We start from the raw sequence: 17,407 nt of genomic DNA, 5'->3' as shown, positions 1-17,407 counted from the left end.
GCCTGGTGGCGCGCCGAAATTGCTGCATACCGCGACCAGAACCCTAAGCGGATCGAGCACACGTCCTTCGCGCGTGGTCAGCAGGAATTCCGGATTTCCCGGTATCGGTCCGCCATTATGAAAACGCCCCACCTCGCGCACGCCGGCCACGCCCGGCAGCCCGACGGCGACGATACGGGCGCCCAGGCGCCAGGCGGAGATGTGATCGCTGGTGAAGCCCACCGTCGGCAGCAAGATGAAAGACACCGCTGTCATTCCGGAGATAATCCGGCCAAACGAAAGGTCCAGCGAGGCGCAGCTTCGCCGCGACCGACGAGCTCTGACGAAATCCATAAGCACCGCGGCAAGGCCCTTGCGCATTGCGACATCCCCGGCTCGATACCTCGATGCGTCTACATGCGGCCCCGAGCATGTGACGCTTATCTCGACGCAATCATTGAGCGGGTGCACTTACGTATCGTGTACGGCACCTCAACCGCCGGCCGTATCTTGCGCTTTGGGGGAAGGCGTGCGGCCGCGCGCGCTTCGCAAGGCAAGCGCTTGTCGGGCAAAGGTGATTATGGGCATGGCGAGGTTGCCGCGAACGGCAAATTTTCAGAACTCGAGCGCCTGCCTGAGTGCCGGGCCGCTCCTGACGCGCAAATCGAGGTCGGCCTCGATATGGTCGATGTGGTGCAGCATCAGCGCGCTGGCGCGTTCGGCATTGCCATTTTCCAGCGCCTCGAGGATCTGCGTGTGTTCGTTGTGGCCGCAGCTCGAGATGCCCGAGCGGCCATAGAGTGCGATCACCAGCGATGAACGAGCGACCAATTCCTCCATGAAGCGCTGCAGGATGACGTTTCCCGCGACCGACGCCAGAAGCAGGTGAAAATCCCCCGACGCCTTGATCTCCGATCGCCTTGCGTTCGGTCCGCGTTCGGCGATGAAACGGCCTTCTTCGTCGAGCTGGGCCTTGAACGCGGCGACATGCGCCGGCGTCATCCGTCCGGCGGCGGCGATCGCGATGCCTGGTTCGATGAGCCGGCGCGAAGCAAAAACCTGCCGCGCTTCCTCCGGCGACGGATTGGCGACGAAGGCGCCGCGATTGCGCTCGGTGCGCACCAATCCCTCGAAGGAAAGCATCTGCAGTGCGGCACGCGCCACGGTGCGGCTGACATCGAACAGCGTGCCGACTTCGCCTTCGGAAAGCTTTGTTCCCGGCGCCAGCCGGCGATCGACGATCGCGTCGCGCAACTGGTCGCGGATCGCCTGCGCGCGATCCTCGTTGGCGGCCTCGATAGCAGGGAAGGTCTGGTCGGCAATGTTCATGGCAGTGGTCCTGCCTTCTTCTACCCTGAATCGCATCGCTTGGACGAGAGACAAAGTGAATACAGAGATGAAAAAGATTGCATACGATCTTTGCGGAGATCGGCGGCAATCGCCTATAATTTGTGCATTGCACAAGGCCGACGTATCGGCAGCTACATAGAGGCGGCCCTGATTTCTTCGAGGATTCAGTCAGTTGGTGCGGCGGTGCGCAACTGGCACGCATGATGCTTTGGCTAATCCGACCAAAGGGGAAGCTGGATGTCCAAAGCCGCCGAAATCGACATTGTGTCCGTTTCGAAAGTCTATGGCGCGACGACTGCCGTCGAAGGCATCAGCCTGAAAATCCCTGCCGGAACCTATTGCTGCCTGCTCGGTCCGTCCGGCTGTGGCAAGACCTCGACGCTGCGCATGATCGCCGGGCACGAGAGCATATCGAGTGGCGACGTGCGTCTCGGCAACACAGTGGTCACCGACCTGCCGCCGGCCAGGCGCGGCACTGCCATGATGTTCCAGTCCTACGCACTGTTTCCGCATCTCGACCTGATCGACAACGTCGCCTTCAGCCTGAAGATGAAAGGCGTCGGCAAGGAGGAGCGCCGCGCCAAGGCGCTCGACATGCTGAAGCTGATGCAGATGGAGGCCTATGCCAGCCGCCGCCCGGCGCAGCTTTCCGGCGGGCAGCAGCAGCGCGTTGCCCTTGCGCGCGCCTTGATCACCGATCCCGAGGCGCTGTTGCTCGACGAACCGCTTTCGGCGCTCGATCCTTTCCTGAAGATCCGCATGCGAGCCGAACTGAAGAAGCTGCAGACGTCGCTCGGCATCACTTTCGTCCACGTCACCCACAGCCAGGAAGAGGCGATGGCGCTGGCCGACCTGATCGTGGTGATGAACGACGGCCGTATCGAGCAGGCGGCGCACCCTCGCACGGTGTTCGAGCGGCCGGCCACGGCCTTCGTCGCTCGTTTCATGGGCGACCACAATGTCATCTCCGGGCGCGTCGCCGGCAGTCGCGACGGCATGGTCGTTTTCGATGTGCCCGGCGGCGTCACGCTCGCCGCCAGCGGGCAGGGCAGGGAGACCGGGGAACCCATCGACATCGCCATTCGCACCGACCACGTGCGCATCGGCGAGCCGCCGGCAGCCGGGCTCGGCTTCACCGGCATTATTGCAAACGTCGAGTACCGCGGTTCGACCGTGAAGCTCTCAGTCAACGGCGCCGGCATCGAGGATTTCACGGTGATCGTCGACGACACCAGCTTCTTCGCCAGGCCGGTTGCCGTCGGCGACGCAGTGCCGATCGCCTGGGACGCCGAGGACGCGATCGTCCTTGGCCGTCTCGATTCCTGAAATCCAGCATAACCAACCAAAACAGGGGAACTGAACATGACCAACACCACCGACAAGAAGACTGGAATATCGCGACGTTCGCTGCTCAAGACAGGTGCCGCCGCCGTCGGTTTCGCCGCCGGTTCCGGCGCCATATCAGGCTTTCCGACCATCTGGGCGCAATCGAACATCACGCTGCGCCAGTTCGGCACCGGCGTATCCAACCTCAATGCCATCGCCGACAAGTGCAAGGCCGACCTCGGCATCACGCTGGAGATGACAGCAACCGATTCCGACGCCGCCGCGCAGCGCGCTGTGACGCAGCCCGACAGCTACGACATCGCCGACATCGAATACTGGATCTGCAAGAAGGTGTTCCCGACAGGCGTCCTGCAGCCGATGGATGTCAGCAAGCTGAAATATTACGACGAGCTGGTGCCGCTGTTCAAAACCGGCAAGCTGACGCCGGACAGCGTCATTGCCCAGGGCACCGCGCCGCATACCGTCGGTTACGTCGAGGCGCAGGACAGCAAGGTCTTCGCCAAGGCGCCGACCAACTGGTTCACCATGGTGCCGACGATCTACAATGCCGATACGCTCGGCATCCGCCCCGACCTCGTCGGCCGCGATATCACCACCTGGGCCGACATCATGGATCCGGCCTTCAAGGGCAAGACCGCCATCCTCAACATCCCGTCGATCGGCATCATGGATGCGGCGATGATCATGGAGGCAACGGGCAACATCAAATACGCCGACAAGGGCAACATGACCAAGGAGGAGATCGACAAGACGATCGACTTCCTGATCAAGGCCAAGCAAGCCGGCCAGTTCCGCGCCTTCTGGAAATCCTTCGACGAGAGCGTCAACCTGATGGCTTCAGGCGAAGTCGTAATCCAGTCGATGTGGTCGCCGGCCGTGGCCGCGGTCCGCTCCAAGGGCATCGCGTGCCGGTTCCAGCCGCTCAAGGAAGGCTACCGGTCCTGGGGTGGCGGGCTTGGCCTGGCAGCCCATCTCTCCGGCGCCGAACTCGATGCCGCCTATGAATACATCAACTGGTACACGTCCGGCTGGGTTGGCGGCTATCTCAACCGTCAGGGCTATTACTCGGCCAACATGGTGTCGGCCAAGAAGTTCATGTCCGAGGACGAGTGGGGCTACTGGATCGAAGGCAAGCCGGCAAAGGGCGATATCCTGTCGCCGGACGGCAAGGTCATGGAAAAGGCTGGCGCCGTGCGTGACGGCGGCTCGTTCGAAGAGCGCATGGGCAAGGTCGCCTGCTGGAACTCGGTCATGGACGAGGACCGCTACATGGTGAAGCGCTGGAACGAGTTCATCGCTGCTTGATGCCCTCTGCCTTCTCCCCTTGTGGGAGAAGGCAGATTGGCGCGCAGCGCCAAGACGGTTGAGGGGTGCTGGACGGAGCACTGTTGGTGCCAAGCTGGAACACCCCTCATCCGATCGAGCTTCGCTCGGCCACCTTCTCCCACAGGGGGAGAAGGGCACACCCCTCAGTCGCATCGCCGACTTCGACCGAGATATAGATGGCAGTAGCGCTCGAACAATCCACGCACGTTACGTCTGCAAGGCCTGCCAGACGTAGGCGCTCCTTTGCCGGAGTCGCACCCTATCTCCAGGCGGCACCGCTGGCGCTGATCCTCGGCGCGTTCCTCCTGCTGCCAATTCTGATGATCGCCGTGGTCTCATTCTGGGATTACGATTTCGCGGCGATGTATCCGGATTTCCTGACCACCAATTATTCCGACACGCTCGGCTCCTGGGTCACCTGGAAAACCTACCTGAATACGCTGAAATACGCCGCCATCGTCTGGGCGCTGACGCTGTTCATCGGTTTCTGGGTCGCCTATTTCCTTGCCTTCCATATCAGGACCACGGCCATGCAGATGGTGCTGTTCCTTGTCTGCACGGTGCCGTTCCTGACCTCTAACATCATCCGCATGATCTCGTGGATTCCGGTGCTTGGCCGCAATGGCCTGGTCAACTCGACGCTGGTGCAAATGGGGCTGATCCCGAAGCCGATCGAATGGCTGCTCTATTCCGAATTCGCCGTGGTGCTGGCCATGGTGCATCTCTATACGCTGTTCATGGTGACGCCGATCTTCAACACGCTGATGCGCATCGACAAGTCGTTGATAGAAGCCGCGCGCGACGCCGGTGCTTCCGGCTGGCAGGTTCTGTGGAACGTCGTCATTCCGCTCGCCAAGCCCGGCATGGCGATCGGCACCATTTTCGTCGTCACCCTGGTGATGGCCGACTTCTCGACGGTGCAGGTGATGTCCGGCGGGCAGAGCGCCTCCGTCGCGCTGATGATGAAGAACCAGATGTCGCTGCTGCAATATCCGGCAGCTGCCGCCAACGCCGTCGTGCTCTTGGTGCTGGTGCTGCTGATGGTCGCGGGCATCCTGCGCATCGTCGACATCCGCAAGGAGCTGTGAGGCGATGAGCCAGGACAAGCGCACCCTCGAATTCTATGTGTTGGCGGCGTTCTTCGGTCTTTTCGTGTTGTTCCTCTACGGCCCGCTTTCGGCGATCCTGATCCTCTCTTTCCAGGGCGAGAACGGCGGTCTGACATTTCCGCTGAACGGCGTGTCGCTGCACTGGTTCGCCAATTTGTTCGAGCGCCAGGCGGTCGGCGACTTCGGCGGCAGCTTCAAACGCTCGCTCGTCCTTGGCCTGATGGTGATGGTCGTCACTGTCGCCGTGTCGCTGCTCGCCGGCCTGGCCTTCCGGCAGAAATTTCGCGGCGCAACCGCACTGTTCTATCTGGCCGTCGCCAGCCTGGTCGTGCCGTCGATCATCATCAGTCTCGGCATCGGCGTCGTCTTCCAGCAGATCGGCTTCCGCCCCGCCTGGTACACCTCCGCTTTCGGCGCCCATCTGACCTGGACCTTGCCTTTCGGCGTGCTGATTATGTTTGCTGTCTTCAACCGGTTCTCGCCAGCCTATGAGGAAGCCGCGCGCGATCTCGGAGCATCGTCGTGGCAGACCTTTGCCCATGTCGTGCTGCCGATGATCGCGCCCAGCCTGATCGGCGTCGGCCTGTTCGGCTTCACTCTGTCATATGACGAGTTCGCCCGCACGCTGATGACCTCGGGCACGTTCAACACGTTGCCGCTCGAAATCTACGGCATGACGACGAATGTCACGACGCCGGTGCTCTATGCGCTGGGCACCGTGACGACCGTGTTTTCCTTCCTGGTGATCCTGCTGACGCTCGGCGCAATCGTCTATGTCGGCCGCCGCCGCGAGCGTGCCTGACAGTGCAGATCCTCGTCGTCAATCCAAACACCACCGCCAGCATGACCGACACTATCGCGGCGGCAGCCCGATCGGTCGCTGCTCAATCGACGAAGATCGTTGCCGTCACCTCGTCGATGGGACCTGTATCGATCGAAGGCTATTACGATGAAGCACTTGCCGTGCCCGGCCTGCTGGTCGAGATCGCCGCCGGCGAACGCTCCGGCGCGCAAGCCGCGATCATTGCCTGTTTCGACGACACCGGCCTCGATGCCGCGCGCGCCATGGCCAACATTCCGGTCATCGGCATTTGCGAGGCATCGCTCAGCACGGCCTCGTTCATCGCCCAGCGCTTCACCGTCGTCACCACCACCGGACGTTCGCGCGTGCCGGTCGAAGGCCTGGTGCAACGCTATGGCATGGCGGGGCGGGCACGCGTGCGCGCCGCCGACATCCCGGTTCTTGCCCTCGAAGATCCGGCGTCCGACGCACTGCTCAGGCTGCGCAGCGAGATTGCGCGCGCCATCGACGAGGATCGCGCCGAGGCGATCGTGCTCGGCTGTGCCGGCATGGCCGATCTGGCGGCGGCGCTGCAGCGGGAATTCGGGCTTCCGGTCATCGACGGCGTGGGCGCTGCCGTGAAACAGGCCGAGGCATTGATCGCCCTTGGCCTGACGACATCCAAGCGCGGCGCCTATGCAAGCCCGTTGGCAAAGTCTTATCATGGCGCGTTGAAATCCTTCGCGCCTGGCGCCGCCGAGTGATCGCAATGCCCCGAACGATCCGAACGCTCGCACGTGAAGAAGTGCAAACCCTTGTCGATTGGGCGGCGGCGGAAGGCTGGAATCCCGGCCTTAACGATGCCGCGCTGTTTCAGGCAGCCGACCCGCAGGGCTTCATCGGCGCCTTTATCGATGGCGAGATGGCGGCCGGCATTTCGGCCGTCGCCTATGGCGATGGTTTCGGCTTCATCGGCCTCTACATCTGCCGGCCGGACAGGCGTGCCCAAGGTCATGGCAAGGCGGTCTGGGATGCCGGCATAGCGCGGCTCGGCAAGCGCACGATCGGCCTCGACGGCGTTGTCGAACAGCAGGCCAACTACCGCAGCATGGGTTTTGCACCGGCCTACCGGACGATCCGGTTCATGGGGTCACCGAATGTCCCGGCAGCCGTCGGCAACGACATTCGCGCCATAGGGCCGGAACTCGTGCCGGACATACTGGACTATGACCGCCGCTTCTTTCCCGGTCCGAGGCGATCCTTCCTGGAACACTGGCTGCGCCCGCCGCACATGGCGCTTGCGATCCTCAAGCACGGCGCCATTGCGGGATACGGCGTCGCGCGCCAATGCCGGGACGGCTGCAAGATCGGCCCGCTCTTTGCCGACAGCCTGGACGCGGCAAGCCATCTCTTCGCCGCGCTCGCGCACATGTCCGGTCCCGGAAACGTCCATCTCGACGTTCCCGAAACCAGCCGGCAATTTGCAGACTTGCTGTCGTCCGCAGGCCTTCAACAGGGCTTCGAGACGGCTCGGATGTACAAGGGAAAGGCGCCGCAGCTCATGCAGTCCGGAATTTTTGCGATAACGACGTTGGAGTTGGGGTGAGGCGGTACAAGCCGACTTCCAGTGCAAAGTCGGGCAACAGGACTACGCGGTCTATTTTTCCTGAACTGAAATGCCGGAATCGTCGATGCGAAGTTCCACGCCTTTCGGCCTAGTCTCCTCGCGATAAACGTAAATCCCCAACGCAATAACGGCGACGGCCAAAGCGCCGATGATGAGATAAAGATAGTTCTGCTTCATCCGCTGTCGTTAACAACATGATGTGGGCGAGTCTAGCAGTTCGGGTATCAGGACGGCGGCCGGAGACGCACGTCGATCAGCCATCCAGCCGGTCGCGCAGCATGCTCCAGGGGAGCACCATGTTTGGTGCATGCCGCATCAGGCTATGGAACGGGATCGGCGACGGCGGCGCAAACGGCAGCGGCAAATCCTGAGGTTTTGTTCCATCAGCCCAATCCGCAAGCACCTTGCCCATCGCAGTGGTCATGGCGATGCCGCGTCCGTTGCACGCCAAGCCGGCGATCAGCCCGGGGCCGAGATCGCCGAGGTGCGGCAGGAAGTCGGGCTCGACGGCAGCCATCCCCGACCAGCTGTATTCAAGCGGCGGGATGTCCGGGAGATCGAGATGCCCGGCAAGCCGCCGCCAGATCGCCCGCGGCACCCGCGTGTCGGCACCGGGGCCAAAAACATGCATGCCGCCGGTGATCAGCCTGTTTTCGCCGTCGAAGCGGAAGGTGAAGAGATTGCGTCTTGTGTCGCCGACGCCTTGCCCGCCAGGAAGCAGGCGAGTGCGTATTTCGCGCGGCAGCGGCGCTGTCGCGATCTGGAAGATTTTCAGCGGGATGTAGGTTCGCTCAAGCGTGCGGTTCAGCGACCCGCCATAGGCATTGGTGGCGACCAGCACTTTTTCGGCACGCACCGAACCGGCAGCCGTCTTCAAAGCCCAACCATCGCCTATGTGATCGATCGACGCGACACGCGTATTCTCGAAGATGCGCGCTCCGGCCTTTTCCGCCGCGTCGGCCAATCCGCGCGCATATTCGACCGGATTGAGGACGCCACCCGATCTGTCCATCCAGCCGCCGAGATAACCGCGAACGCCGGTCAGCTCTTCGACCGCTTGTCTATCCAGCGCAACAGCCGGCCTTCCGCGTGGTGCCCATTGTTCGGCGCGCGATCTGGTCTTTTGCAAAGCGGCCGGTGAATGGGCTGGTTGTATCCAGCCGCTCTGGACGGCATCGCATTCGATGGCATGCCTCCTGATCAGGTCGAAGACGAGGTCGGCGCTGCCGGCGGCGAAATCGACAAGGCGTTCGCCGCGTTCGGGCCCGAGCTGGGCAATGATATCGTCGGGGTCTCTTTTCGCGAAATTCGGCACGACGAAGCCGGCATTCCTGCCGGTTGCCCCCCAGGCGATGATTTCCGCCTCGAGGACGGCAACCGAGATGCCTTTCTCGGCACTGTGCAGCGCGGTGGAAAGACCTGAAAACCCGCCGCCGACAATTGCCAGATCGACATCGAGTGCGCCTTCGAGGGTGGGCCGGTCGTGGCGACTGCGGCTGACGGCATGCCAAAGGGAAACGCCGTGCGGCCGGGTTACGGCGTTCATGAGCCGCTCTCGCTCGGGGCCACGCGTGCACGCTTGCCGAACCTTGGACGCCGCAGCCTGTCGCCAAACAGGCCGTTCGGCCTGACCAGAAGGATGACGCACAGCATCACGCCGATGGCGACGATCTGCAGCGAAGCGGCGCGGGCCTGCTGTTCCGGCGAGAACAACACACTGGTCAAGGCTCCCGATCCGGCCCATATCGCCCAGACCAGGATGCTGCCGATGACGGCGCCGATGTTGCTGCCCGAGCCACCGACGATCAGCATCACCCAGACCTGGAAAGTCAGCGCCGGCAAATAATTGTCCGGGGCGATGAAGCCGGTGAAATGCGCCTGCAGCGCACCGGCAAGCGCCATGATGGCGCCACCGACGGCAAAGGCCTGGACGCGGTAGAACCGTGCGCTTTTGCCTAGGGATATCGCGGCCCGCTCATCCTCGCGAAGCGCCTTCAGCACGCGTCCCCACGGGCTGCGCGACAGATGCTCCAGCGCGAGATAGACGATCAGCGTCACTACCGAGACGATCGCAAGGTTCGAAAGGTTGAACAGCAACGGCGTTTCGGCAAGACCGCCGAACGGACGCGGAATAAAGCCGATGCCGAACGGCCCGCCGGTCAGCTTCTGGGCATTGAGCGCTATCAGTTGCACGACGACGGCGACGCCGAAAGTAGTGATCGCCAGATAGTCCGATCTCAGACGTAGCGTGGCAATGCCGGTGATGGCGGCGGCGACGCCGCCCAACAGCATGGCGCCAAGCCAGCCGATAAGGATCGGCAGGTCGAAGCCGCCCAGGCGCGCGGCATCGTCGGGCGTGGTCAGCAGCGCCGAGGTGTAGGCGCCGATGGCAACGAAGCCGGCGACCCCGACATTGAAAAGCCCGGTCAGCCCCCATTGCAGATTGAGCCCGAGCGTGATGAGCGAAAAGATCAGCGCGGTGGTCAGGAAGAAGGCGCCGTAGCCGAGCAGATCCATCAGCGTTCCCTCACTCCGAAAAGGCCGATGGGCCGCACGAACAGCACCGCCATCAGGATGATGAACGAGACGGCTGCCCGCCATTCGGCGCCGATCAAATGCACGGCAGCCGCTTCGGCCATGCCGATGATCAGGCCGCCGAGAACGGCGCCAGGCACGCTGCCGATGCCGCCGAGGATGGCGGCCGCGAACATCGGCAGCAGCATCTCGAAACCCATGAACGGGCGGACTTGGATGAGAATGCCGATCATGACGCCGGCGACGCAGGCCAGCGCGCCGCCGATGATCCAGGTGACGCGCACCACCCTGGCGACGTCGATGCCGACGATGCGGGCAAGTGCCGCGTTCTGGCTCAATGCCTGCATCGAGCGGCCGGTCTGGGTCCGCGTCATCAGGAGATGCACGCCGAGCACCAGCACGGCGGTCAGCAGCAGCAGCGCGATCTGGTCCGGGGTGATGCGGATGCCGAAACCTATCGGCATGGCGATCTGGATCGCCCGGCTGAAATAGGTCGGACGCGAGGTGAAGATGAATTCGAGCAGGCTTCTCAGCGCCATCGAGGCGCCGAAGCTCGCCATCACCACGATGATCGCCTGGCCCTTGGCCCGCAGCCGCGCGAACAGCACCATGTCGAGCACCAGCGCCAGCAGGCCGGTGGCCGCCATGCCGATGATGAGCGCGACGATCAGCGGCCAACCGAAGGAGAGGGGCGCGATCGGCGCGATCTTGCCGAAAATCGCGCCAATGGCGCCAACCACGGCGAGCGTCGCATAGGCGCCCCAGGCCATGAAGTCGCCATGGGCGAAGTTCGAGAAGCGCAGGATCGAATAGGTGAGTGTCACGCCGATGGCGCCGAGGCCGATCATCGAGCCTGCCAGCAGTCCGTCGACGACGAATTGCAGGTTCATGCCGCGCTTCCTTGTCCAAGATCGAGGCGGCGCTGGCCAAGATAGAGTTCAGCCACGACCGGGTCGCTCCAGAGCTCGGAGGCGACGCCTTGGTGCCGCTCCTTGCCCTCAACCAGCACATAGGCGCGGTCTCCAATGGCAAGCGCTGCCTTGGCGTTCTGTTCGACCAGCAGGATGGTGACGCCGGACTTTCGGATGCCGGCCAGCATCTCGAACACCATCGCCACGAATTTCGGCGACAGGCCGGCCGACGGCTCGTCGAGCACCAGCACCTTGGGATGGACAATCAACGCCCGGGCGACGCCCAGCATCTGCCGCTGTCCACCCGACAGATTGCCCGCGGCCGTTCTGCGCTGACGGGCGAGATCGGGAAAGGCCGCATACATCTCCTCGATGCGGGCTGGGACCTCGCGCGGCCTCAGGATGCCGCAGGCGACCCTGAGATTGTCCTCGACCGACATCAGCGGGAAGATGTTCTCTGTCTGTGGCACGAAGGCAAGGCCACGGCGGACCATGATGTGAGCGGGCGACGCCGTGATATCCTTGCCGTCCAGCAGCACCGTGCCGCCGGTGATCGGGACAAGGCCGGCGATGGCCTTGATAAGGCTCGACTTGCCGGCGCCGTTGGGACCGAGAACGACGACGATCTCGCCCTGGTCGACGGTGATCGAAGCGCCGCGCACGATCGGAACGCCAGGCTCGTAGCCGGCTTCGAGATCGCGGACATCGAGTACCTTTTGGCTCATGCCGTGCCTCCGAGGTAGGCCTCGATGACGCGCGGGTCGCGCGCCACCTCCTCCGGGGTGCCTTCGCACAGAAGTTGGCCGCTTGCCATGACCAGGACGCGGTGGCAAAGCCGCGTCACCATTTCGATATTGTGCTCGATCAGCAGGAAGGTGATGCCGCGCGCATTGATGTCGCGGATGCGATCGATAATGATCTCGAGCAGGGTTGCGTTGACCCCGGCCGCCGGCTCGTCGAGCAGGATGATCGCCGGGTCGGCCATCATCACGCGGGCCAACTCGAGCAGCTTGCGCTGGCCGCCTGAAAGCACGCGCGCAGGTTCGTGCGCGAGGTGAGCGATCGTGACGAGCTCGAGCAGTTCGACGGCTCTTGTCTCGGCAGCCCTTTCTTCGGCAGCGACTCGCCGGGGCGTCAGGAAATTGGCGAGCAGTTTTTCTCCAGTCTGTCCTTGCGCGGCCAGCATGACGTTTTCGATCAGCGTCAGGTTAGGCAAGGGCCGGGGGATCTGGAACGTGCGGCCAAGGCCGCGGCCGATGCGGCGATGGGCTGCTTCCCCCGACACCGATACGCCATTGAGGAGGATTTCGCCGCTGGTCGGCAGAATGCTGCCGGCGAGCAGGTCGAACATCGTGGTCTTGCCGGCGCCGTTCGGGCCGATGAGGCCAAGTATTTCGCCCGGCCGGACGTCAAACGAGACATTGTTGACCGCGACGAGGCCGCCGAAGCGCTTGACGACGTTCCTGGCCGTCAGAACCGGCGTGCGGATCTCCTCCTGCCGTTCCGTCGTGTCGCCCATGAATCCCTCAGGCCGAAAGCGATCTTCGCCGCCAATGATTTGATTTGTGATCACACTTGCTTTGATCACGCTATTCGGCTTTAATTTCTTCCGCAAGCCGAAAACGGCCAAGACCGGGATTGCCCATGCAGAAGGCCGCCATCGAAAGGAACAATGAGGTGATCGCAGCCCAGCTTACGCCGGTCGGCCGCGAGACCGTGCAGGATCGCGTCTATTCGGAGCTGCGCCGCGCCTTGATCGGCGGCCTTTTCGAGCCGAGCCAGGTTCTGACCATCCGCGGCCTCGCCGACGCGCTGGTCACCAGCACCATGCCGGTGCGCGAGGCGCTCGGACGGCTGATCACCGAGAAGGCACTGGAGGCGCTTCCCAACCGTTCGGTGCGCGTGCCGCCGATCACGCTGGAGCGCATCGACGACCTCTTGCGCGCCCGCTCTCTGATCGAGGGCGAAGCGATCGCGCTGGCCGCCACGCGCATGAACCCGCGCCAGATCGCTTCGGTCGAGGCCATGCTCGGCGAATGGGACGAGATGCGGGCGCTGAAGCATAAGAAGGATATCGACCGCGAGGCCACGCTCAACCAGAGCTTCCACTTCGAGATCTACCGTTGCTGCGGTTCCGCCGTGCTGATCCCAATGATCGAGAGCCTGTGGTTGCAATCCGGGCCTTGCATCCGCGTTGCCATTTACGCCTTCTCCGACGCCGGCGAGGTCGATACGGCCCACTACCACCGCAGCATCGTCGCAGCGCTTTCAAGGCAGGATGCGCAAGCGGCGCGTGAGGCTCTGGTGGCCGACATCAGCCGGCCCTTCGCCTTTCTGCGCGACAAGCTCCAATCCACAAGCAAGGAAGGATTGAGGGCATGACGGCGCCTGGCATCAGCATCACCGAGCCACACTCGATGCTTTCCGTGACCGCGCTGCTGTTGCCTGAAAAGGCGCCCGACAACGCTGCCTTCCTGCTGGCCTATCTCGAGCAGCCGCGCGTCGTTGCCGGCATCCATGCTATGTGGACGGGGCCGGAAATCTCCTGCCCGGTTCCATCAGCCGAACTTGAGGGCCAAACCTATGCCAGGCCTTTGCCGGCGGAGAACGCAACGCTGACGCCGCAGCCGGGCGACATCGTGTTGTCCTACGTGCCGCCGCGCATGTGGGGCGGCAACCCGAATGCCATCTTTGACGTCGGCCTGTTCTACGGAGCGGGTGCACGCCTGCTGTTCCCGATCGGCTGGCTTGCCGGAAGCGTCGTCGCGCAGGTGGTGCCTGAGGATCGCGACAAATTCGCAGCCGCTTGTGGCGTGATCCGCCGCAACGGTGCCTGCGACATCACCTTCACCCGGGTGGAGATCTGAATGGCTGAGACCGACGACAGTTTTGAGCTCTTCGACCTTCGCGTCGAGGCGGTTATCCCCGAGGGCAAGCCGATCTATTGCGGCGCCAAGCCCGGCGACTATTTCGAGTTGAAGGGCGAGATGCTGTCGATGCCGGCGGGGCAAGGTTTCTCGATCTATTCCATTGCGGCAGTGTTGCCGCTTCTGGCCGCAAAGCAGCGCCCGACCCACAGGAACGACTGGATGACGTCGGACGCCGAGATCGCTTGTCCGGATCCCAATTGTGCCAGCCGGCTGAGGATCGTCAGGACCGGCAAGCGGCGGTTCAGCCATGCCGAAACGACGGCGGTGCCGCTGCCGAAGGAGAATGACCGGAGATGACCGCCAAGGCTTTCGAGCTCAGCCCCGGCTATACGATCTCGCGCGTTATTCGCGGCGGCTGGCAGCTTGCCGGCGGGCACGGCGCGATCGACCGCCAACAGGCGGTAACCGACCTGATCGCCACCTTCGACGCCGGCATCAGGACCTATGATTGCGCCGATATCTATACCGGTGTAGAGGAGCTGATCGGCGCGGCACGCCTGCGCCTTGCCAATGAGCGTGGCCTTGATGCTGCCGCCAAGATGAAGGTGCACACCAAGCTGGTGCCTGACCTCGAACGGCTTTCCACGATCAGCCGCGACTACATCAGCAGCATCGTCGAGCAATCGCTGCGGCGGCTGAAGACCGAGCGGCTCGATCTCGTGCAGTTCCACTGGTGGGACTATGCGCTGCCCGGCTATGTCGAAGCGATGGGCTGGCTCAACGAAATCCGCAGGGAAGGCAAGGTGCGCAACATCGGCACCACGAACTTCGACACGCCGCGGTTGGCCGAGATCCTGGCCGCCGGTGTGCCGCTGGTCAGCCAGCAATTGCAATACTCGGTGCTCGACCAGCGGCCAGCCAACAGCCTTGCAGCGCTCGCCAGCCGGCACGGCGTCAGTTTCCTCTGCTACGGTTCGGTGGCTGGCGGCTTCCTCAGCGAAAAATGGCTTGGCGCTGCCGAGCCGCAGACGCCGCTCGAAAACCGATCGCTGGTCAAATACAAGCTGATCATTGACGACTTTGGTGGCTGGGAGCTTTTCCAGGAGTTGCTTCGCACACTGAAGGCCGTCGCCGACCGCCACGGCGTCGATATCGCCACCATCGCCAGCGCCTGGGTGCTGGAGCAGCCGCAAGTGGCGGCCATCATCGTCGGCGCTCGCAACCAGGCGCACGCCCTTGCCAATTCCAGAATCATGGACGTCGCGCTCGATGCCGACGACCGGGCGAGGATCGCTGCCGTGATCGCGCAAAGCCGTGGGCCGCTGGGAGACGTCTACACTTTGGAACGCGACCGTCACGGCCGCCACGGCTCGATCATGCATTACAATTTGAATGCAGGCAGGAAATGAACGCGGCCATGGACGAAAAGCCCTCCTTGCTTTCCCGCGCCAGCGCCGAGGTGGTCGATCTCCACCGCTTCTTCGTCGACTGGTTCAATGCGGCGAGTGCGGACAATTCAGATTTCAGGCGCTTCGAACGCGTCATGGGCGAAGGCTTCCGCATGGTTGTGCCGGACGGCCAGGTCCTCGATCGTGACGCGGTGCTCGACCATGTCAGGGCAAGCCGCGCCACTTGTGACGGCGATTTCACCATCTCGATCGAGGAAATCCGGGCCGGCTGGCAACAAGGCGACACGATCGTCGTCAGCTACATCGAAGCGCAGCAGCGCGCCGGCAAACATAGCCGCCGCCGCTCAAGTGCCGTTTTCACCACCAGTTCATCGGCGCCCAACGGCGTCGAATGGCGACATCTGCATGAAACCTGGCTGCAGATGCCGGAAGGCTGAACAGGCTCAAGACATCAATGAGAGTCGTGTAACGAAAGGGGAACAACAATGAAAAAGACCATACTTCAGATCACCACCGCGCTCGCACTGCTGACAGCGGCCGGCGCAGCGCAAGCCGCCGATTGCAAGATCACCGTCGGCCTCGTCATGGAACTGACAGGCCCGGCCGGCGAGTACGGCCAGGCCGGCGCCAAATCGGTCGAGATGGCCTTCCGCGACATCAACGATGCGGGTGGCGTCCGCGGCTGCGATCTCGCAACCGACACGCGCGACAGCCAGAGCCAGGGCAACATTGCGGTCGACGCCGCGACGCAGCTCGTGCAGGTCAAGAAGGTGCCAGTGATCATCGGCGGCATCATCTCCTCGGTGTCGATCCCGATCCTGACCTCGGTCACCGCTCCGGCCAAGATAGTCCAGGTGTCGCCTGCTTCCTCGTCGCCGACGCTGACGGCGCTCGGGCGCGACGGCAAGACCAACGGCATCTTCTTCCGCACCATCACATCTGATGCGCTGCAGGGCGTCGCCGCCGCCAAATATGCCATCGACAAAGGCTTCAAGAAGCTGGCGGTCATCCACGTCAACAACGACTTCGGCGTCAACATGGTGGCGGAATTTTCGCGCGCCTATAAGGCACTCGGCGGCACCATCGTCTCCGACACGCCCTACAATGAAAAGCAGTCGAGCTATGCCTCGGAAGTGACGGCGGCGATGGCCGGCGAGCCCGACGGGCTTTATCTCGTCAGCACGCCTGTCGACGGCGCAACCATCGCCCGCACTTGGATTTCGCAGGGCGGTGTCCAGAAATTCCTGCTCAATGACGGCATGAACAGCCCGGACTTCATCGAATCCGTTGGCGCGGATTATCTGAAGGATGCGTACGGCACTTCCTCCGGCACCAGCCCGACCGCATCGACCGAGTATTTCACCAAGAACTATAAGGAATTTTCGGGCATCGAACCGTCGAACCCGGCGGCCGACCGGTCGTATGATGCCGGCGCCATCGTCGGCCTGGCCATCGCCATTGCGGGCTCCGAGGATCCGGCCAAGATCAAGGAGGCGATGTACAAGGCGGTCGACCCGGCCGGCACGCCGATCTATGCCGGCAAGGATGAGTTCGCCAAGGCGCTCGGCCTGATCAAGGATGGCAAGCCGATCCGCTACGAAGGCGTCATCGGCCCGGTCGCCTTCGACAAATACGGCGACATCACCGGCCCGTTCCGCCTCTGGAAGATCGTCGACGGCAAGGTGACGACCGACGGCGAAATGACGACGGATGACGTCAACGCCCTGCAGGCGAAGCTTCAGTAAGCCGCCCATGTCTTGTCCGGCATCGATCCCATTCCATTGAGGTTGATGCCGGACACTTGCATGTCCTGTTGCTGGTCAGGCCGGCCTGGAAACGACCACCGCACCAGCCCAGAGCGGCCTCGGTTCAACGCAGCTTTGACACCACCCACGGTCGAGCCGACGAGATCGGCAATCTCTTCCAGCGAATAGTCGAAGACATCCTTGAGCAGGACGCAGGCGCGCTCCTTGGGCGGCAGATGGATCACCAGCCGCTCGATGGCGCGATCCGCGCCCTGGCCCGCCGTCCAGCGAAATGAAGCTGCCCACGATCAATTTTCTCATCGCGTGTCTCCGGTTGCGCAACAGGCATCCAGTCGGATCCAAGAACCGGCGCAAACGAACCGGCCCGACGGATGACCACAGGATGCTTGCCTGAGAC

The 17,407-nt window shown here is 63.1% G+C and carries 20 protein-coding genes and 1 pseudogene; 12 read left to right on the top strand and 9 right to left on the bottom strand.

Annotated features, from left to right (window positions below):
• Nucleotides 1-255: pseudogene (locus NKJ81_RS26880) on the bottom strand (hypothetical protein); the annotation flags it as partial.
• Nucleotides 256-594: 339 nt separating this feature from the next.
• Complete coding sequence (locus NKJ81_RS26875) at nt 595-1,308, bottom strand: GntR family transcriptional regulator (protein WP_023676076.1); 714 nt, start codon at nt 1,306-1,308, stop codon at nt 595-597.
• 258 nt (nt 1,309-1,566) lie between these two features.
• Between NKJ81_RS26875 and NKJ81_RS26870 the strand changes: the two genes are divergently transcribed.
• The 6 genes from NKJ81_RS26870 to NKJ81_RS26845 all read left to right on the top strand — a co-directional run bounded on the left by NKJ81_RS26870 (nt 1,567) and on the right by NKJ81_RS26845 (nt 7,498).
• Nucleotides 1,567-2,655, top strand: a complete 1,089-nt coding sequence (locus NKJ81_RS26870) for an ABC transporter ATP-binding protein (RefSeq protein WP_352472207.1) — start codon at nt 1,567-1,569, stop codon at nt 2,653-2,655.
• A gap of 36 nt (nt 2,656-2,691) precedes the next feature.
• On the top strand, nt 2,692-3,981 hold the full coding sequence (locus NKJ81_RS26865; protein ID WP_352472208.1) for an ABC transporter substrate-binding protein: 1,290 nt from the start codon (nt 2,692-2,694) through the stop codon (nt 3,979-3,981).
• Nucleotides 3,982-4,178: 197 nt separating this feature from the next.
• Nucleotides 4,179-5,090, top strand: a complete 912-nt coding sequence (locus NKJ81_RS26860; RefSeq protein ID WP_352472210.1) for an ABC transporter permease — start codon at nt 4,179-4,181, stop codon at nt 5,088-5,090.
• 4 nt (nt 5,091-5,094) lie between these two features.
• Nucleotides 5,095-5,913, top strand: a complete 819-nt coding sequence (locus tag NKJ81_RS26855) for an ABC transporter permease (RefSeq protein ID WP_352451583.1) — start codon at nt 5,095-5,097, stop codon at nt 5,911-5,913.
• Between the two features lie 2 nt (nt 5,914-5,915).
• Nucleotides 5,916-6,656, top strand: coding sequence for an aspartate/glutamate racemase family protein (locus tag NKJ81_RS26850; protein WP_352472211.1), 741 nt, complete (start codon nt 5,916-5,918; stop codon nt 6,654-6,656).
• A 5-nt stretch (nt 6,657-6,661) separates the two neighbouring features.
• Nucleotides 6,662-7,498 carry a GNAT family N-acetyltransferase gene (locus tag NKJ81_RS26845; RefSeq protein WP_352472212.1) on the top strand — a complete coding sequence of 279 codons (837 nt, stop codon included), beginning with the start codon at nt 6,662-6,664 and terminating at the stop codon, nt 7,496-7,498.
• Nucleotides 7,499-7,549: 51 nt separating this feature from the next.
• Here the strand turns inward: NKJ81_RS26845 and NKJ81_RS26840 are convergent, their stop codons facing one another.
• From NKJ81_RS26840 to NKJ81_RS26815, 6 genes are all read right to left on the bottom strand, one after another.
• Nucleotides 7,550-7,696 (bottom strand): hypothetical protein, encoded by a 147-nt coding sequence (locus tag NKJ81_RS26840; protein ID WP_352452379.1) that lies wholly within the window; start codon nt 7,694-7,696, stop codon nt 7,550-7,552.
• A gap of 76 nt (nt 7,697-7,772) precedes the next feature.
• Nucleotides 7,773-9,065, bottom strand: coding sequence for an NAD(P)/FAD-dependent oxidoreductase (locus NKJ81_RS26835; protein WP_352472214.1), 1,293 nt, complete (start codon nt 9,063-9,065; stop codon nt 7,773-7,775).
• Nucleotides 9,062-10,039: a branched-chain amino acid ABC transporter permease gene (locus tag NKJ81_RS26830; protein WP_352472315.1), complete on the bottom strand. Its 978-nt coding sequence runs from the start codon at nt 10,037-10,039 to the stop codon at nt 9,062-9,064. Before NKJ81_RS26830 ends, NKJ81_RS26835 begins: the two co-directional genes overlap by 4 nt.
• Nucleotides 10,036-10,944: a branched-chain amino acid ABC transporter permease gene (locus NKJ81_RS26825; RefSeq protein ID WP_352472215.1), complete on the bottom strand. Its 909-nt coding sequence runs from the start codon at nt 10,942-10,944 to the stop codon at nt 10,036-10,038. Before NKJ81_RS26825 ends, NKJ81_RS26830 begins: the two co-directional genes overlap by 4 nt.
• Entirely contained in the window at nt 10,941-11,690 is a 750-nt protein-coding gene (locus NKJ81_RS26820) for an ABC transporter ATP-binding protein (protein WP_352472217.1), read from the bottom strand. Before NKJ81_RS26820 ends, NKJ81_RS26825 begins: the two co-directional genes overlap by 4 nt.
• Nucleotides 11,687-12,484: an ABC transporter ATP-binding protein gene (locus NKJ81_RS26815; RefSeq protein WP_352502974.1), complete on the bottom strand. Its 798-nt coding sequence runs from the start codon at nt 12,482-12,484 to the stop codon at nt 11,687-11,689. The genes NKJ81_RS26820 and NKJ81_RS26815 overlap by 4 nt, the downstream gene beginning before the upstream one ends.
• A gap of 125 nt (nt 12,485-12,609) precedes the next feature.
• Between NKJ81_RS26815 and NKJ81_RS26810 the strand changes: the two genes are divergently transcribed.
• The 6 genes from NKJ81_RS26810 to NKJ81_RS26785 are packed head-to-tail and all read left to right on the top strand — an operon-like array spanning nt 12,610 to nt 16,989.
• A complete protein-coding gene (locus NKJ81_RS26810) occupies nt 12,610-13,347 on the top strand; it encodes a GntR family transcriptional regulator (protein WP_352542254.1) in 738 nt (245 codons plus the stop codon).
• Nucleotides 13,344-13,832, top strand: a complete 489-nt coding sequence (locus NKJ81_RS26805) for a DUF3830 family protein (RefSeq protein WP_352542253.1) — start codon at nt 13,344-13,346, stop codon at nt 13,830-13,832. Before NKJ81_RS26810 ends, NKJ81_RS26805 begins: the two co-directional genes overlap by 4 nt.
• Nucleotides 13,833-14,192 carry a TIGR04076 family protein gene (locus NKJ81_RS26800; RefSeq protein WP_352472221.1) on the top strand — a complete coding sequence of 120 codons (360 nt, stop codon included), beginning with the start codon at nt 13,833-13,835 and terminating at the stop codon, nt 14,190-14,192.
• On the top strand, nt 14,189-15,244 hold the full coding sequence (locus NKJ81_RS26795; RefSeq protein WP_352542252.1) for an aldo/keto reductase: 1,056 nt from the start codon (nt 14,189-14,191) through the stop codon (nt 15,242-15,244). Before NKJ81_RS26800 ends, NKJ81_RS26795 begins: the two co-directional genes overlap by 4 nt.
• An 8-nt stretch (nt 15,245-15,252) precedes the next feature.
• A complete protein-coding gene (locus NKJ81_RS26790) occupies nt 15,253-15,681 on the top strand; it encodes a DUF4440 domain-containing protein (RefSeq protein WP_352542251.1) in 429 nt (142 codons plus the stop codon).
• 48 nt (nt 15,682-15,729) lie between these two features.
• Nucleotides 15,730-16,989 carry an ABC transporter substrate-binding protein gene (locus NKJ81_RS26785; protein ID WP_352472226.1) on the top strand — a complete coding sequence of 420 codons (1,260 nt, stop codon included), beginning with the start codon at nt 15,730-15,732 and terminating at the stop codon, nt 16,987-16,989.
• Here the strand turns inward: NKJ81_RS26785 and NKJ81_RS26780 are convergent.
• The gene (locus tag NKJ81_RS26780) at nt 16,983-17,246 is read right to left on the bottom strand and encodes a sigma-70 region 4 domain-containing protein (RefSeq protein WP_352503014.1); all 264 of its coding nucleotides are present in this window, start codon (nt 17,244-17,246) and stop codon (nt 16,983-16,985) included. The two genes, NKJ81_RS26785 and NKJ81_RS26780, sit on opposite strands and share 7 nt — an antisense overlap.
• Between the last annotated feature and the right edge of the window lie 161 nt (nt 17,247-17,407).

The sequence above is a fragment of the Mesorhizobium sp. M0018 genome, from assembly GCF_040323955.1.
In the GTDB taxonomy this organism is placed as follows: Bacteria; Pseudomonadota; Alphaproteobacteria; order Rhizobiales; family Rhizobiaceae; genus Mesorhizobium.
This window is presented reverse-complemented; position numbering and strand designations above follow the sequence as displayed.

Coding starts and splice junctions, on each gene's coding strand:
- NKJ81_RS26875 (WP_023676076.1), bottom strand. CDS start 1,308: ATGAACATTGCCGACCAGACCTTCCCTGCTATCGAGGCCGCCAACGAG.
- NKJ81_RS26870 (WP_352472207.1), top strand. CDS start 1,567: ATGTCCAAAGCCGCCGAAATCGACATTGTGTCCGTTTCGAAAGTCTAT.
- NKJ81_RS26865 (WP_352472208.1), top strand. CDS start 2,692: ATGACCAACACCACCGACAAGAAGACTGGAATATCGCGACGTTCGCTG.
- NKJ81_RS26860 (WP_352472210.1), top strand. CDS start 4,179: ATGGCAGTAGCGCTCGAACAATCCACGCACGTTACGTCTGCAAGGCCT.
- NKJ81_RS26855 (WP_352451583.1), top strand. CDS start 5,095: ATGAGCCAGGACAAGCGCACCCTCGAATTCTATGTGTTGGCGGCGTTC.
- NKJ81_RS26845 (WP_352472212.1), top strand. CDS start 6,662: ATGCCCCGAACGATCCGAACGCTCGCACGTGAAGAAGTGCAAACCCTT.
- NKJ81_RS26840 (WP_352452379.1), bottom strand. CDS start 7,696: ATGAAGCAGAACTATCTTTATCTCATCATCGGCGCTTTGGCCGTCGCC.
- NKJ81_RS26835 (WP_352472214.1), bottom strand. CDS start 9,065: ATGAACGCCGTAACCCGGCCGCACGGCGTTTCCCTTTGGCATGCCGTC.
- NKJ81_RS26825 (WP_352472215.1), bottom strand. CDS start 10,944: ATGAACCTGCAATTCGTCGTCGACGGACTGCTGGCAGGCTCGATGATC.
- NKJ81_RS26820 (WP_352472217.1), bottom strand. CDS start 11,690: ATGAGCCAAAAGGTACTCGATGTCCGCGATCTCGAAGCCGGCTACGAG.
- NKJ81_RS26815 (WP_352502974.1), bottom strand. CDS start 12,484: ATGGGCGACACGACGGAACGGCAGGAGGAGATCCGCACGCCGGTTCTG.
- NKJ81_RS26810 (WP_352542254.1), top strand. CDS start 12,610: ATGCAGAAGGCCGCCATCGAAAGGAACAATGAGGTGATCGCAGCCCAG.
- NKJ81_RS26805 (WP_352542253.1), top strand. CDS start 13,344: ATGACGGCGCCTGGCATCAGCATCACCGAGCCACACTCGATGCTTTCC.
- NKJ81_RS26800 (WP_352472221.1), top strand. CDS start 13,833: ATGGCTGAGACCGACGACAGTTTTGAGCTCTTCGACCTTCGCGTCGAG.
- NKJ81_RS26795 (WP_352542252.1), top strand. CDS start 14,189: ATGACCGCCAAGGCTTTCGAGCTCAGCCCCGGCTATACGATCTCGCGC.
- NKJ81_RS26790 (WP_352542251.1), top strand. CDS start 15,253: ATGGACGAAAAGCCCTCCTTGCTTTCCCGCGCCAGCGCCGAGGTGGTC.
- NKJ81_RS26785 (WP_352472226.1), top strand. CDS start 15,730: ATGAAAAAGACCATACTTCAGATCACCACCGCGCTCGCACTGCTGACA.